The organism is Lentzea aerocolonigenes, from assembly GCF_000974445.1.
GTDB classification, from domain to species: Bacteria; Actinomycetota; Actinomycetes; order Mycobacteriales; family Pseudonocardiaceae; genus Lentzea; species Lentzea aerocolonigenes.
Genome location: NZ_BBOJ01000014.1, coordinates 351,124 through 365,905, shown reverse-complemented (window position 1 = coordinate 365,905; position 14,782 = coordinate 351,124). Strand labels below are relative to the sequence as shown.

Genomic DNA, 14,782 nt, shown 5'->3' with positions numbered 1-14,782 from the left:
TACCTATAGCGTCCCTACCTATGAGCGCAGCAGACCTCGCCCGTCTCCAGTTCGCGTTGACGACGTCCTTCCACTTCCTGTTCGTGCTGCTCACGCTGGGCCTGGTCACCTTGCTCGTGATCATGCAGACGCGGTTCACGATCACCGGCGCGCCCGTGCACGAACGGATGACGCGGTTCTGGGGCCGGATCTACGTGATCAACTACGCGCTGGGGATCGCCACCGGCATCGTGATGGAGTTCCAGTTCGGCCTCAACTGGTCGGGCCTCGCGACCTATGCCGGTGACGTGTTCGGGGCGCCGCTCGCGCTGGAGACTCTGATCGCGTTCTTCCTGGAGTCGACGTTCCTCGGCCTGTGGATCTTCGGCTGGGGCAAGCTCAACCGCTGGGTGCACCTCGCGTTGCTGTACCTGACCGCTCTCACCGCGTTCGCGTCGGCGTTCTGGATCATGGCGGCGAACGGGTTCCTCCAGCACCCCGTCGGCTACCGGGTCGAGGGGAACGTGTTGCGGCTGGACGACTTCTCCGCGCTCCTGAGCAACCCCACGTTCAACTCGGCGCTGATGCACGTGATCTTCGCGTCCATCACGGTCGGCGGGGTGTTCATGACCGGGGTGTCCGCGTACCACTTCATCAAGCGGACGCCCGAGGTCGACTTCTTCCGCCGCTCGCTGCGGATGGGCGTGGTCACGACGGCCCTGGCCACGCCGTCGCTGATCGGCGCGGGGTTCGCGCAGTTCCCGATCATCAGCGAGCTCCAGCCCGGCAAGTTCGCGGCCGGCCCGGGAGTCGCGCTCGGGTTCATGATCCTGATCGGGATGACGCTGACCCTGGTCAGCTGGCTCACGCTGCCGCTGCTGATCAAGGACGCCGTGATCCGGATGCGCTTTCCGCTGTACCTCATGGTGATCGGCATTCCGCTGCCGTTCTGCGCCGCCGTCTTCGGGTGGATGTTCCGCGAGGTCGGCCGGCAGCCGTGGCTCGTCTACGGCCTGCTGCGCACCGAGGACGCGGTGTCCCACGTGGACGCGTCGCAGATCCGGTTGTCGCTCATCGTCTTCACGTCCCTGTTCGTGCTGCTGGCCTGCGTCGACTGGGCGTTGATCGCACGTGCGGTCCGTCGTGGTCCGGACGTGGCGCCGGCTCCCGTCTCGCCGCTGGTGGTGACTCTCTGATGGAAACGCTCTGGTTGTTCGTGCTCGGCACGCTGACCGTCGGCTACTTCTCGCTGGCCGGCTTCGACTACGGCACGGCGTTGCTGCTGCCGTTCCGCCGGAAAGCCGAGGCACTGCAGCGGATGACGCCGTTCTTCCTCGGCAACGAGGTGTGGCTGGTGGCCGCGATCGGTGTGCTGTTCGCGGCGTTCCCGCGGCTCGAAGGCGAGTTGCTGTCCGGCGCGCACAGCACGTTCACGCTGGTCCTGGCCGGGTTGGTGTTGTTCATGGCGTCGGTGCAGCTGCGGCTGTGGTGGTGGCTCGTGTTCACCGGCGGGTTGATGGTTTCCGTTGGCTGGGGCCTGTTCCTGGTGCACCTGCTCGACGCACCCCCGCTGGTGGCGCTCGTGATGCCGGTGCTGTTCGCGGTGCACGGCTGGGTGTTCCAGAACCGGCGGTGGACGCTGTTCCCGTTGACCGCGTTGCTCTGCGCGTTGCCGATCCCGCTCGCGTTCAGCTCGATCGACGTCAGCGGGCTCATGGCGCACAGCGACACGCTCGGTCTGCTCGCGTGGGTCGCGATCCCGATCATCCCGCTGGTGGTGGTGTTGCAGTGGTCGATCGTCGCCATCTCCTCGCGCTGATCCCGATCCCGTTCCTGGTGCTGGCGCAGGCAGAGCTCCTGGCGTCGGTCTTCAGCGGCGGCAGCGGATACCTGTTGCTGTGCCTGGTCATCGGCTTGCGGGTGCTGGTGTGGTGGGTGCACCGCGAATGGGCACACCGGGCGGCGGAACGGACTCGCGCCCGGCTTCGGGAGGCCTTCCTGCGCACGCCGGGGAACAAGGCCGGCGAGGTCGCCACGCTGGTGACGCGCGGCGTGCACGACGTGACGCCGTACGTCGTCGGGTACTTGCCACAGCAGGTCCTGGCCGTGGCCGTGCCACTCGCCGTGGTGATCCGGTTGGCGTTCGCAGACCTGACCGCGGCCTTGACGATCCTGGCGACGCTGCCGTTGGTCCCGGTCTTCGGTGCCCTGGTCGGCGCGCACACCCGTGAGCGGACGGCCAGGCAGTGGGACGCGCTCGCGACCCTCGGCGGGCACTTCCTCGACGTGGTCAAGGGAATCGGCACGCTGCGGGCGTTCGGCAGGGCCGAGGCCCAGTCCACCACGGTCCGCCAGTTCGCCGCCCAGCACATGACCGAGACGATGTCGGCGCTGCGGGTGGCGTTCCTGTCGGCGTTCGTGCTGGAGCTGGTCGCGACGATGTCGGTGGCGCTCGTCGCCGTCCCGGTCGGTCTCCGGCTGCTCGGCGGCGGAGTTGCGCTGCACACCGCGCTGCTCGTGCTCTTCCTTGCACCAGAAGCGTTTCTGCCGTTGCGTGCGGCCGGGGCGCAGTACCACGCGAGCGCGCAGGGCCGGGAGGTGCTCGCCAAGCTACCCACCGCGACCGTCCGCACCGGCGTGACGCCACCGGATCTCGCCGAGGCCGAGATCGTGTTCGACGAGGTGAGCGTCCGCAGCCTCGAGAACTTCTCGCTGCGCATCGAACCCGGCGAACGCATCGCGCTGGTCGGGCCCAGCGGCGCGGGCAAGAGCACGATCCTCGGGCTGTTGCTGGGTTTCGTGCGGCCGGACCGCGGCCGGGTCCTGGTCGGTGGCGTCGACCTGCGCGAGATCGACCAGAAGAAGTGGCTGGAAGCGCTGTCGTGGGTGCCGCAACGGCCCACACTCGTCCCGGCGAACCTCTCGTCCGGTGAGCAGCAACGTGTCGCGCTCGCGAAGGCGCTGGACCGGCGGCAAGCCGGACTGTTCCTGCTCGACGAACCGACCGCGCACCTCGACGCGGAGACGGAATCCCTTGTGCTCGAGGCGACGCGCGACTTCACGAAGGGCAGGACCGCGGTGATCGTGGCGCACCGGCCGACGTTGCTGAACGAGGTCGACAGGGTGGTGACGGTGTGAGACTCGCGATCGGTGTCGGCGTGCTCGCCGAACTGGCGGGCGTCGGCCTCACCGCTACGGCGACGTGGCTGATCATGCGTGCCGCCGAGCACCCGCCGATGCAGGCGCTGACCGTGGCCGTCGTGGCGGTCCGCACGCTCGCGCTGGCCAAGGGCGCTCTCCGCTACCTCGAACGCCTGACCAGCCACAAAGCCGTGCTCAGCGAGGCCGTCGAGCTCCGCGGGCGCGTCTACGACGACCTCGCCCACCGTCGGCACGTCCCGTCCGGCACGGCCTTGACCCGCATCGTCACGAACGTCGACCAGCACCTCGACGCGAGGCTCCGCACCACCCTGCCGTGGATCACCGCGGCCATCGTGAGCGCGGTGGCAGCGTGCTTCTCGCTCCCGCTCGCGATCGGCCTGCTGATCAACGTCGTACTGCTCCCCTGGCTGGCCATCCGCAAGCCGCAGGACCTCACGCCGTTGCGCGCCAAGCTCACCGAGCAGACCACGGAACTGGTGCACAGCAAAGAAGAACTCATCGCCTACGGCCTGTTCGACGAAAAACTCGCTGCCGCGACCACTACGGCGAAAGAACTGTCTCGCAAGGAACGCACCCGCGACCTGACCCCGTTCGCGATCGCCGCCCAGTTCGGCACGGCGCTGGTGATGCTCGCCCTGCACGAGCCCGCGTGGCTGATCATGGCCGCCGTCGCGACGTTCGAGATCACCATCCCGCTCGCTGCCCTCAGCAAGCCGGCCCCGGAGCCGACCGACGAGCCGGAGCCGGCCCGAGTCACCGAAACCCCTGCGCTCCAGGGGAAAACCGCGATCGTCGGCCCGAGCGGCGCCGGCAAGACCACGTTGCTCAACGCCCTCGCCCACCAGCTCGAACCGAGCAGGGGCGCGCTGGCCGACGCCCATGTCTTCCACACCACGGTCCGCACGAACGTCCTGCTGGCCAAACCCGGTGCGACACAGGAGGAACTGGACCGGGCGGCCGCGATCGCCGAGCTCGACCTCGACTGGGACCAGGTCGTCGGCGAGCGCGGCGAGGAGATCTCCGGCGGCCAGCGCCAGCGCCTGATCCTCACCAGATCAGTGCTGGCGAACCCGGAAGTCCTGCTCCTCGACGAACCCACGGAAGGCCTCGACCCCGAACAGGCAGACCGAGTGCTCAAGAACGTCCTGGACAACTGCCAGGGCACCGCGCTGGTCGTGACGCACCGCGAAGAGCAGTTAGCCCTCTTCGACCACGTGCACCATCGGCGGCCGATCGGCCACGAGCACGTCGGTCGAGTCGGGTAGCCACTCGCCGCCGACCTGCACGAACTGCGTCAGTGTTTGATTTTTTGGGGCACCGGAGTCCGCGGACACCCCGCACCGGGCCAGCGCGGTCCCCATGATCTGCGAGGACATCACGCCGAGCTGCAACAGCGACCGGTTCCGGTGCTTGCGCACACCGAGGTTCACCTGGGCCAGCGCGGACAGCCCGTAGAGCCGGTGCACGTCCAGCAACAGCCCGATCTCCACGCCGTACCCGGCCGCGAAGGGCACGGACTCCAAAAAGGACCTGGTGGCCGCGTACTCGCCGCCGAGCGGTTGCACCACACCGGAGAGCTCCGGCCGCAACGTGTTCAGCAACGGCCGCGCCACCAGTTCGGTGACCCGCCCACCACCACTGCTCTCCAGCCGCAGCGGCCGCCGGTAGAAGCCCTTCACCAGGTGCACGTCCGGAACGTCCAGCAGCGGCCCGAGCAACGCCGTCACGAACGCGGTCTCCGGCTCCACCAGGTCCGAGTCGAGGAAGACGATCAGGTCACCTGACGTGGCGGCGAGCGAACGCCACAGCACCTCACCCTTGCCGGGCAACGGTTCCAGCCACGGCACGACGTCCTCGCGCCGCACGACCCGCGCCCCGGCGGCGGTGGCGACCTCCGCCGTCCGGTCGGTCGACCCGGAGTCCATCACCACCAGCTCGTCGACGAGCGTCCCGAGCAACGGCGTGACCACGGAAACGACGTCGCCGACGGTCTCCTCCTCGTTCAGCGCGGGCAGCACCACCGAGACGGTCCGGCCGCGCTTCAACGCCACGAGTTCGTCGACCGTCCACAACGGCTGCTGCCACGTGTGCGTGGAGAACCAGGCTTCGACGGTGGACAGCATCAGGCGAGCGCCCGCACCGCTCGGGCAGGCGGACGGGTTCCCGTCACGCTCGCGACCATCTCCACGACCTTCCTCGCCTGCCGCACGTCAGTTGCACGAACGGCCCTTGCTCCGGACATCGCAGCCACCGTGGCGGCCGCGAGGGTGAAATCTTCATCCCCTGGCGGGATCGTCACGACGTCCAACGTTTCGGACAGCTTCGACAATTCCAGTTCACCGTCGAATTCCACGATGTCGGCGCCGTCATGAATGGCCTGACTCAACGCATCCGCGCTGGTCAGATGCGCGACAACCAGCACCCGGTCTTTCGGCAGCTCATGGACGCGGAATCGGTTCACGCCACCCAGCGTAAACAGTGAGCTGGCTCACAGCTTGTTGCTACCCGTCAGTAGCAATCTGGTTTACTCCCCGGTAACAACCCTGTGTGATCTACGTCATGGTCAAGGAGGACCAGCGTGCGACGATCACTTGTTTCAGTCCTGGTACTCCTCACAACCCTGCTCGGTGCTCCAGTCGCCAACGCGGCGCCGGGGCACTCCATCACCTACGAGTCGATCTCCGGTGTCGGTGGCACCACCCTGAAGGCCTTCGTCATCGAGCCGACCGGTCAGGGCAGCGGCCCGTTCCCGTTGCTCGTCATGCCGTCCAGCTGGGCGGTGCCCAACATCGAGTACGTCGGCGCGGCGGCCAAGCTCGCCAAGGAGTCCGGCTACGTCGTGGTCAGCTACACGAGCCGCGGCTTCTGGGACTCCGGCGGCGAGATCGACATCGCCGGTCCCGACACCGTCGGCGACGTCAGCTTGGTCATCGACTGGGCCGTCGCGAACGCACACGCCGACAGCACCAAGGTCGGCGTGGCCGGGATCTCCTACGGCGCAGGGCAGTCCTTGCTCGCGGCGGCCGCGGACAAGCGCATCAAGGCCGCGGCGGCGTTGAGCACGTGGACCGACCTGGCCCGCTCGCTCTACCCGTACAGCACCGTGAACAAGCAGGCCGTCGAGGTCCTGCTCGCTGCGGGCCACGCCACCGGACGTCCCGGCCCCGTGTTGAACGAGGCCGAGGACGCCTACCGCGACGGCAGGTTCTGGGAGGTCGTGCCGATCTCCGCGGGACGTTCGGCCGCCTCGAAGATCGACCAGATCAACGCCAACGGCACCGCGGTGATGATCGGCAACGCCTGGAACGACGGCATCTTCGCGCCGGGCCAGGTCGCCGACTTCTACTCGAACCTCACCGGCCCCAAGCGACTCATGCTCTCGCCGGGCGACCACGCCACCGCCGAGCTCTTCGGCGCGGCGGGCCTGCCCAACGAGATCTGGGAGTCGGTGGGCCGCTGGTTCGACCGCTACGTCAAGGGCGCGGCCAACGGCATCGACGCCGAGCAGCCGGTGCAGCTCAAGCCCAACAACGGCGGCACGTGGAAGAAGTTCGGCGCGTGGCCGGCGGGCGCCACCGACACGATGCAGCTGGACGGCAAGAAGATCCACGCCGGCTGGAACACGGTCGCGGACAGCGGCACGATCCTGCTCTCCGGTGCGCTGCAAGGGTTCCTGAACATCCCGACCGGGGTGGGGCTGCCGTTCGTCGACCGCAACCTGGCGGGCGTGTGGAGCGGCCCGCAGTACTGGAACGGCGCCACGATCGCGGGCACCCCGAAGCTGAAGCTGACGGTGACCCCGAGCGCGGAAACGACCACGCTGTTCGCGTACCTCTACGAGGTCGGACCACTCGGCCTCGGCTCGCTGATCACGCACAAGCCGGTGAAGGTGACCGGCGCTGGCCGCACGCAGACGCTCGACGTCGAACTCGAGCCGACGGTGTGGAACGTGGGCGCGGGCGACCGGCTCGCACTGGTGATCGACACCGTGGACCCGCGCTACCTCAGCGAGTCGACGCGTGGTTCGACCGTCACTTTCGGACCGTCGAGCCTGACGGTTCCGAAGGCCTGACACGGCTGGGGCCCGCCTTCGGCATCGCCAGCTCGATGGTGCCGAAGGCGGGCAACACCCAGCCCGGCCCGCCTCCGGCAAAACCCAGCCCGACACCATCGAGCTACCAGGTGCCGAAGGCGTAAGAATGTCCGGGTGGACCTCACCCGGCAGCAGGTGCTCCTCCACCGGATCCATCAGCACGAGCTGGACCGGCGAGTCTCCGACGCGGCCGAGTTGGCGGTGTTCTCCCTGGGCGTCCAGGACAACACCTCCGGCTCGGCCCTGCTGAGTCTCGCCGCCAGGCTCGACGAGCCCTCGGTGGACGAGTTCGTCGTGACCTGGTCCGTGCGCGGTGCCCCGCACCTGCACCGGGCCGGCGAGCTGAAGGCGTTCTCCCGCGCACTGTGGCCGTGGAGCGACGCCGACGCCCGTGCCCGCGCTTCCCGTCCCAAAGTGGACGACATGGTCGACGCCCTGCGGCACATCGCGACGGCGATGAGGTCGATCGTCACCAAGCCGATGACCAAGGGCGACGTCAGCACGGCGCTGACCCCGTTGGCGCCGAAGCAGACCATCGAACCGTGCCGGGGCTGCGGGACCGAGCACGTGAGCGACTCGATCTTCCGGCTCGGCGCACTTCCCGCGGGTCTCCGGATCATCCCGGAGGAGAAGACCGTGACGTTCGAGCGCATCCACGGCTGGCCGGGCGTGCCGCGCAAGACCGCGGGCTTCGACGAGCTCATCCACCGCTACCTGACCCTGCACGGTCCCGCCGGACCGTCCGAAGTGGCCAGTTACTTCGGCACGACCACCCGTGAGGTCAAGAAGCAGTGGCCGAAGGACGGCCTCGCAGAGGTGACCGTCGACGGCCACAAGGCGTGGCTGCCGGAAGACCTGGAGATCGCCGACGCCGAACCGCCCGCCGTGCGCCTGCTGCCACCGACCGACCCGTACCTGCAGGCCCGCGACCGGGACCTGCTGCTGCCGGACAAGGCCGCGCAGAAGGACATCTTCCGCATCCTCGGCCGGCGTGGCGCCGTGCTCGTCGACGGCGAGATCGCGGGCTCCTGGCAGGGCAGGGTGGTCTCCGGCAAGCGGTTCGAGGTGACGGCCACGCCGTACCGTCCGCTGCCGGATCTCCTGCCGGAGGCCCAGATCCTGGCCAAGGCCAAGGGGCTAAACGACGCAAGCGTCAAGAGCAACTGACACGTCGTCCGTGACGACGAGCGACTTCAGCGCCGCGTGGGACACGAATCCCTTGTCCCGCAACTCGCTCAGCCACTCGACGAGTCCCTTGTAGTGGTTGTCGACGTCGAGCAGCACGACGGGCTTGGCGTGCATGCCCAGCACACCCGCCGTCCAGACCTCGAAGAACTCCTCCGCGGTCCCGATGCCACCGGGCAGCGTGAGGAACGCGTCGGCCTTGTCGTCCATCATCTTCTTGCGCTCGCGCATGGTGTCGACGACGTGCAGCTCGGTCGACTCGCGGTCGGCGATCTCCCTGGTGGCCAGCCCCTTCGGGATGACACCGTAGGTGAACGCCCCACCGGCGCGGGCCTCCCGCGCCACCGCACCCATCATCGACGTCTGCCCACCGCCCCACACGAGGTTCCACCCGCGCGCGGCGATCTGGCGCCCCACCTCGGCGGCGAGGTCGATGTAGCTCTGCGGAACCGTCGCGAGACTCCCGCAGTAAACAGCGACAAACATCAGTGTGCGTCCGCCCATGCCTGGTGCGCTTCCTTGACCACGCGCACCGCGTCCTCGATGTCGTCGGTGAGGTGCAGCAGCGCGAGGTCCTTCTCGCCGACCTTGCCGCCTTCCAGCACCGAGTTCTTGATCCAGTCGTAGAGCCCCTGCCAGTAGTGCGTTCCGAAGAGCACCACCGGGAACTTGGTGACCTTCTTCGTCTGCACCAGCGTCAACGCCTCGAAGAGCTCGTCGAGCGTGCCGAAGCCACCCGGCAGGCAGATGAACGCCTGCGAGTACTTGATGAACATCGTCTTGCGCACGAAGAAGTAGCGGAAGTTCACCCCGAGGTCCACCCACGGGTTGAGCCCCTGCTCGAACGGCAGCTCGATCCCGAGCCCGACCGAGAACCCACCGGCCTCGGAACACCCGCGGTTGACGGCCTCCATGGCCCCCGGCCCACCCCCGGTGATCGCCGCGAACCCGGCCTGGGCCAGCGCCGCACCGAGGTCCCGCCCGAGCTGGTACTCGGGATGATCCCGCCCGGTCCGGGCAGACCCGAACACGGTCACCGCACTGGGAACCTCTGCCAGCGCACCGAAACCTTCGACGAACTCCGCCTGAATCCGCAGCACCCGCCACGGATCGGTGTGCACCCAGTCCGAGGGCCCACGAGAATCGAGCAGGCGCTGATCCGTGGTGGTGAGCTCGTCCCTGCGCTCCCGCCGCAACACGACGGGCCCGCGCACCTTCTCGTGAGGACGCTCGTCCACAACGCCGTTCTTGTCTTCCGTCATCACTGAGATATTAGTGATCAGGCAAGCAGAAATCGCTTAAGCACGTCGAAACACCCGGTGATCTGCTGGACCGCCACGTGCTCTTCCTGCGTGTGCGCCAACGTGGGATCTCCGGGCCCGAAATTGACCGCAGGCATCCCCAACGCCGCGAACCGGGCAACGTCGGTCCACCCGAGCTTGGCCACCGGCACCCCACCAGCCGCCTCCACCAGTTCCCGAGCGGCAGGCGCCTGCAACCCGGGCAACGCCCCACCGGAGAAGTCCGTGACAACGACCTCGAACCCCTCGAACACCTCACGAAGGTGCTGCTCGGCCTGCTCAACGGACCGATCAGGCGCAAACCGGTGGTTCACCGTCAGCACGGCCTCGTCCGGCACGACGTTGCCGGCGACACCCCCGCTGATCTTCACCGCCTGCAACCCCTCGTGGTACCGGCACCCGTCGATCTCAGGCTGCCGAGGCACATAAGCCTCAAGCCGCCGCAACGCCTCGCCCATCCCGTGAATGGCGTTCTCCCCCATCCACGCCCGAGCGGTGTGCGCCCGCTTCCCCCGAGTCCGAACCTCAACCCGCATGGTCCCCTGACACCCGGCCTCAACCGTCCCGTTGGACGGCTCGCACACGATGGCCAGATCCCCGGTCAACCACTCGACGGCCTCCCGCTCGATCCGAGTGAGCCCGTTGCGTTCAGCCTCGATCTCCTCGCAGTCGTAAAAGACGAACGTCAGATCGTGCCGAGCCTGAGCACTAAGAGCCGCGATGGCGAGCATGACCGCGTCGCCACCCTTCATGTCGACGGTCCCGCACCCGTGCAGGACATCGCCCTCACGACGACTGGGAAAGTTCTGGTTGATCGGCACGGTGTCCAAATGCCCGGCCAGCACCACCCGCCGCTCCCGCCCGAGATTGGTCCGCGCCAGCACCGCGTTCCCCGATCGAGTGATTTCCAGATGCGGCGCATGAACCTTCAGCGACCGCTCGACGAGATCAGCGATCTCCGCCTCCTCCCCGGACACGCTGCGCACATCGACAAGCGCAACCGTCAACTCAACCGGGTCAGCGAAGAGATCAAGGGTGTCAGACACCCCTCAACCCTACTAACCGACTTGGGACTACTCCGTTCAGCCGATACCGTGCACTCCGTGTTCAATCGCACACTCATGGTCATCCCATTGATGCTCATGGCAACGGCCTGCGGCGAACCCGAAGCAGCCTGCGACCGCCAGTGCGGCCAGATTCGAACCCTCTTCACCGCACCCTGCGGCTCCCAGCACACCGGCACCCCGGCGGACTGCGCGGCCTGGGTGTCCCAGGTCAGCACCATGACCCGCAACCTGAACGCGGCCTTCCAGGGCAAACAGGTAGAACAGGACGTCAGCGAGGTCCTCCCCCGCCTGATGACCGCCGTTGGCGACTTCGAAGCCCTCAAGTGCAGCGACGTGAAGGTGGACAACGTCTCGAGCACAGACGCCCGCCAGTCGAAGTGCAACGAGGCACTGATAGCCACCAGGGGCGACCTGGGCAGCCTGTACTTCAGCGCAGACGTACCGGACTAGCCAAGCCGACGCCGAAGGCAAGGCGAGGCGACGCGAAGGCGCAGCCGAGCAGTCCTTGCCCTAAACGCGAGGTTCCGGCGGTGTGGTCCCGTCACGAGTCGTGCCACAGCTCTTGTCGCGCCCGAGGGGAGAGGTCAAGTCGCACGCTTTTCGCGACTTGACCTCTCCCCTCGGGTGTGACCAGCTCCTGGCTCGGCTCGTGACGGGACCACACCGCCCGAACCGGCCAACCCACCCAACAGCAAGCCGCCCAACCCACCAGGCGTGCCATCAACCCGCAGGCGGCGCTGGACTGGTCCTTGATCAGATTGGCGGGGTCTGGGGCGGCGCCCCAGAAATCTTGAAACAGGAACGGAACCCGCCCAACCCCAACCACCCATCGGACACGAAACAGGCAGACGCCAAAGCACCAGGGGGACGACCAACGCAACCGACGCGAGCAGAAACCCCGAGGACTAGGCTCACCCCCGTGAGCACCGCATACGGCATCGGCCTGGCCACAGTGACCCCGGACGGCACCGTCCTAGACACCTGGTACCCGTCCCCAACCCTGGGAGACGCAGACGACCTGGCCACCACCCGCCTGTCGTCCGCCGAAATCGCCAACGCCCTGGGCGAGTCCGCGGCCAAGCTCCTGGGCGAAGACCTGGAACGCAACGTAGAGGTAGTAGGCGTCAAGGTGGCCATCGACCTGACCACGGCCCCCCGAGACACCTACGACGTCTGGCTCAGGCTTCACCTCCTCAGCCACCGCCTGATCAAGCCCCACGGCGCCAACCTGGACGGCCTCTTCGGCCTCCTCACCAACGTGGTCTGGACGAACCACGGCCCCTGCGCGGTGGACGGCTTCGAGCAGACCCGCATCAGGCTCCGCACCAGGGGCCCGGTCACGGTCTACGGAGTCGACAAGTTCCCCAGGATGGTCGACTACGTGGTCCCCACGGGCGTCAGGATCGGCGACGCGGACCGGGTCCGTCTGGGCGCCCACCTCGCCCAGGGCACCACGGTCATGCACGAGGGCTTCGTCAACTTCAACGCCGGCACCCTCGGCAACTCCATGGTCGAGGGCCGGATCTCCGGCGGTGTGGTGGTCGGCGACGGCTCCGACGTGGGCGGCGGCGCCTCGATCATGGGCACCCTGTCCGGCGGCGGCAAGCAGGTCATCAGCCTGGGCGAGCGTTGCCTGCTCGGCGCCAACGCGGGCCTCGGCATCTCCCTCGGCGACGACTGCGTGGTCGAGGCGGGCCTCTACATCACAGCGGGCACCAAGGTCACGCTCCCGGACGGCGAGGTCGTCAAGGCCGTGGCGCTCAGCGGGCAGTCCAACCTGCTCTTCATCCGGGACTCCGTGACCGGCACCGTCAAGGTCAAGCCGCGCAAGGGCACCGGCGTCGAACTGAACGCCGCTTTGCACGCGAACGACTGACAGCGACAGGCCGCGTCTAGGGGACAAGCCGCTTCCAGGAGATAAAACTGTGCACGGGCCCGGTCTGCTGAGGCAGGCTGGGCCCGTGCCAACTTCATGACCGCACGGACGACCGCCCAGAGGAGGTGCAGGTGCTGAAACAGCGACTCGAGTTGAACGCTCGCGCTGCCATCGAGCGTGCCCTGCAGGGCGCGCAGTCCGAGGACTCCTTCGTGGAGTTCAAGACGCAGTGGCCGGTCGACCACGGCAAAGCCGCGCGCCAGATCGCCGCGCTGTGCAACGCCGCCCGCGGTTCCGAGGCGATGTGGATCGTCGGTGTCGACGAGAAGGGCCGCTACGTCAAGGGAGCGCCCGCCGAGGAGCTGTCGAGCTGGTGGCCCAGGGTGGAGAGCCACTTCGACGGCGTTGCGCCGGGTCTCACCACCGTCGCGTTCGACTGGGCGAGAGGCCGCACGGTCGTCGTCCTCAGCCTCCAGACCGACAACGCGCCGTACGTGTTCGTCACGAAGAAGGAGCCCTACAGCCGGGAAATCCCGTGGCGCTCGGGCGAACGCACGCGGAGTGCGCGCCGGGGCGAGATCCTGGAGCTGCTGGTCCCCAAGCTCGACATGCCGGGCTGGGAGTTCGTCAGCGCCAGGGCCACCCTGAGCCAGCACTCGCCGACGCTGCGGTTCGAGGGCGACCTCTACCTGGAGACGAACCAGCCGCTGTCGCTGCCGCACCACCGCTGCCACTCGTACGCGACCTTCGGGCTCGACAGCGAGACGGTCGACCTGGCGTTCAGCTTCCGCACGAACACGCGGGACGTGCGGGCGGTCGAGCGCGTCGTGCGGGTCGCGGAACCGGCCGTGCTCCACGTCAGCGCGGACGCGGACGTGGAGCTGGACGCGTTCCAGGACCTCTGGGACCTGCACTGGCACCTGGTGCTCGGCCTCGGCCTGAGCGGCGAGGAGATCAGCACGAGCGTGCGGCTCACCACGGACGCGGTGCCGCCGAACCAGTTCACCCGCAGGGTCTGGTCAGCACTCAAACCTTGAGGCGCTCGGCAGCCGCCGCGATCCGCTCGTCGGTGGCCGTCAACGCGATCCGCACGTGCTGAGCACCTGCCGGCCCGTAGAACGTGCCGGGAGCGGCCAGGATCCCGCGGTCGGCCAGCCAGGAGATCGTCTCCCAGGCGTCCTCCCCGCGTGACGACCACAGGTACAGCCCCGCCTCGGAGTGCGACACGGTGAACCCGGCCGCCTCCAGCGCGGGCTTCAGCACCTCGCGCCGGGCGAGGTACCGGGCACGCTGCTCGGCCACGTGCGCGTCGTCCTCCAACGCCGCCCGCATGGCCTCCTGCACCGGCCGCGGGACGATCATCCCGGCGTGCTTGCGGAGCTCCAGCAGGTCCGAGATCAGCTCCGGGTCACCGGTGATGAACCCGGCGCGGTAGCCCGCCAGCGACGACGACTTCGACAGCGAGTGCACGGCGAGCACGCCGTCGAACGAGTCCACAACGGACGGATGCAGCACCGACACGGGCGAGGAGTCCCACGGCAGAGCCAGGTAGCACTCGTCCGACGCCACCACGGCACCGACCTCGCGAGCGGCGGCGACGGCGTCACGCAGCTGCGCCGCGGACAACACGCGTCCGGTCGGGTTCGACGGCGAGTTCAGCCACACCAGCCGGGTGCCGGCCGGGGGCTTCTCACCGTCGGCCAGGCGCACGACGGAAGCGCCCGCCAGCAGCGCGCCGACCTCGTAGGTCGGGTACGCCACGGAGGGCACGGCCACGATGTCGCCAGGGCCCACACCGAGCAGGGTCGGCAGCCACGCCACGAGCTCCTTGGAGCCGATCGTGGGCAGCACCGCGTCCGCGGACAGCCCGACGATCCCGTACCGGCGCTCCACCGCGGCCACGAAGGCCGCACGCAGCTCCGGCGTGCCGTGGGTGGTCGGGTAACCGGGAACGTCGGCGACCGACGACAACGCGGACTGGATCACCGCGGGGACCGGGTCGACGGGTGTGCCGACCGACAGGTCGACCACGCCACCGGGGTGCTTGCGCGCCTTGGCGGCGTGGTCGGACAGCGAGTCCCACGGGAAGTCCGGCAGTGCCGGGCCCCTGCGCTGAATG

At 68.3% G+C, this 14,782-nt stretch carries 15 protein-coding genes; 9 read left to right on the top strand and 6 right to left on the bottom strand.

The genetic code is table 11. The annotated features are described in order from the left end of the window. The first annotated feature begins 20 nt into the window (after window positions 1–20). The 4 genes from AOM45_RS27260 to AOM45_RS27245 are packed head-to-tail and all read left to right on the top strand — an operon-like array spanning window position 21 to window position 4,406. Window positions 21–1,175 carry a cytochrome ubiquinol oxidase subunit I gene (locus AOM45_RS27260; RefSeq protein ID WP_030472978.1) on the top strand — a complete coding sequence of 385 codons (1,155 nt, stop codon included), beginning with the start codon at window positions 21–23 and terminating at the stop codon, window positions 1,173–1,175. After that, window positions 1,175–1,798 carry a cytochrome d ubiquinol oxidase subunit II gene (locus tag AOM45_RS27255; RefSeq protein WP_051784642.1) on the top strand — a complete coding sequence of 208 codons (624 nt, stop codon included), beginning with the start codon at window positions 1,175–1,177 and terminating at the stop codon, window positions 1,796–1,798. The genes AOM45_RS27260 and AOM45_RS27255 overlap by 1 nt, the downstream gene beginning before the upstream one ends. Next, window positions 1,768–3,117 (top strand): ABC transporter ATP-binding protein/permease, encoded by a 1,350-nt coding sequence (locus AOM45_RS27250; RefSeq protein ID WP_030472976.1) that lies wholly within the window; start codon window positions 1,768–1,770, stop codon window positions 3,115–3,117. Before AOM45_RS27255 ends, AOM45_RS27250 begins: the two co-directional genes overlap by 31 nt. Beyond that, window positions 3,114–4,406: an amino acid ABC transporter ATP-binding/permease protein gene (locus tag AOM45_RS27245; protein WP_051784641.1), complete on the top strand. Its 1,293-nt coding sequence runs from the start codon at window positions 3,114–3,116 to the stop codon at window positions 4,404–4,406. Before AOM45_RS27250 ends, AOM45_RS27245 begins: the two co-directional genes overlap by 4 nt. Here the strand turns inward: AOM45_RS27245 and AOM45_RS27240 are convergent. Both AOM45_RS27240 and AOM45_RS27235 read right to left on the bottom strand, forming a co-directional pair. Further along, window positions 4,338–5,264 carry a glucosyl-3-phosphoglycerate synthase gene (locus AOM45_RS27240; RefSeq protein WP_030472974.1) on the bottom strand — a complete coding sequence of 309 codons (927 nt, stop codon included), beginning with the start codon at window positions 5,262–5,264 and terminating at the stop codon, window positions 4,338–4,340. The genes AOM45_RS27245 and AOM45_RS27240 overlap by 69 nt on opposite strands. Then, on the bottom strand, window positions 5,264–5,602 hold the full coding sequence (locus AOM45_RS27235; RefSeq protein ID WP_156094377.1) for a hypothetical protein: 339 nt from the start codon (window positions 5,600–5,602) through the stop codon (window positions 5,264–5,266). Before AOM45_RS27235 ends, AOM45_RS27240 begins: the two co-directional genes overlap by 1 nt. Before the next feature lie 117 nt (window positions 5,603–5,719). Between AOM45_RS27235 and AOM45_RS27230 the strand changes: the two genes are divergently transcribed. Together AOM45_RS27230 and AOM45_RS27225 are read left to right on the top strand one after the other, a co-directional pair. Continuing rightward, window positions 5,720–7,213 (top strand): CocE/NonD family hydrolase, encoded by a 1,494-nt coding sequence (locus tag AOM45_RS27230; protein ID WP_030472972.1) that lies wholly within the window; start codon window positions 5,720–5,722, stop codon window positions 7,211–7,213. A gap of 135 nt (window positions 7,214–7,348) precedes the next feature. Continuing rightward, on the top strand, window positions 7,349–8,401 hold the full coding sequence (locus AOM45_RS27225; RefSeq protein ID WP_030472971.1) for a winged helix DNA-binding domain-containing protein: 1,053 nt from the start codon (window positions 7,349–7,351) through the stop codon (window positions 8,399–8,401). Here AOM45_RS27225 and AOM45_RS27220 read toward each other — a convergent pair. From AOM45_RS27220 to dapE, 3 genes are read right to left on the bottom strand one after another with little or no spacing between them, the layout of a single operon-like run. Further along, window positions 8,372–8,905, bottom strand: a complete 534-nt coding sequence (locus AOM45_RS27220) for an LOG family protein (protein WP_236703842.1) — start codon at window positions 8,903–8,905, stop codon at window positions 8,372–8,374. The two genes, AOM45_RS27225 and AOM45_RS27220, sit on opposite strands and share 30 nt — an antisense overlap. Further along, entirely contained in the window at window positions 8,905–9,681 is a 777-nt protein-coding gene (locus tag AOM45_RS27215) for an LOG family protein (protein WP_063757181.1), read from the bottom strand. Before AOM45_RS27215 ends, AOM45_RS27220 begins: the two co-directional genes overlap by 1 nt. Before the next feature lie 17 nt (window positions 9,682–9,698). Beyond that, window positions 9,699–10,766, bottom strand: a complete 1,068-nt coding sequence (gene dapE / locus AOM45_RS27210; RefSeq protein WP_030472968.1) for a succinyl-diaminopimelate desuccinylase — start codon at window positions 10,764–10,766, stop codon at window positions 9,699–9,701. A 57-nt stretch (window positions 10,767–10,823) separates the two neighbouring features. On the opposite strand from dapE, the gene AOM45_RS27205 reads away from it, so the two are divergent. From AOM45_RS27205 to AOM45_RS27195, 3 genes are all read left to right on the top strand, one after another. Further along, window positions 10,824–11,237, top strand: a complete 414-nt coding sequence (locus AOM45_RS27205) for a hypothetical protein (RefSeq protein ID WP_156249741.1) — start codon at window positions 10,824–10,826, stop codon at window positions 11,235–11,237. A 469-nt stretch (window positions 11,238–11,706) separates the two neighbouring features. Then, window positions 11,707–12,663 (top strand): 2,3,4,5-tetrahydropyridine-2,6-dicarboxylate N-succinyltransferase, encoded by a 957-nt coding sequence (gene dapD, locus AOM45_RS27200; protein WP_030472966.1) that lies wholly within the window; start codon window positions 11,707–11,709, stop codon window positions 12,661–12,663. 131 nt (window positions 12,664–12,794) lie between these two features. Further along, on the top strand, window positions 12,795–13,700 hold the full coding sequence (locus AOM45_RS27195) for a hypothetical protein (RefSeq protein ID WP_156094375.1): 906 nt from the start codon (window positions 12,795–12,797) through the stop codon (window positions 13,698–13,700). Here the strand turns inward: AOM45_RS27195 and dapC are convergent. Beyond that, the gene (gene dapC, locus AOM45_RS27190) at window positions 13,690–14,781 is read right to left on the bottom strand and encodes a succinyldiaminopimelate transaminase (RefSeq protein WP_030472964.1); all 1,092 of its coding nucleotides are present in this window, start codon (window positions 14,779–14,781) and stop codon (window positions 13,690–13,692) included. The genes AOM45_RS27195 and dapC overlap by 11 nt on opposite strands. Window position 14,782: the final 1 nt, after the last annotated feature.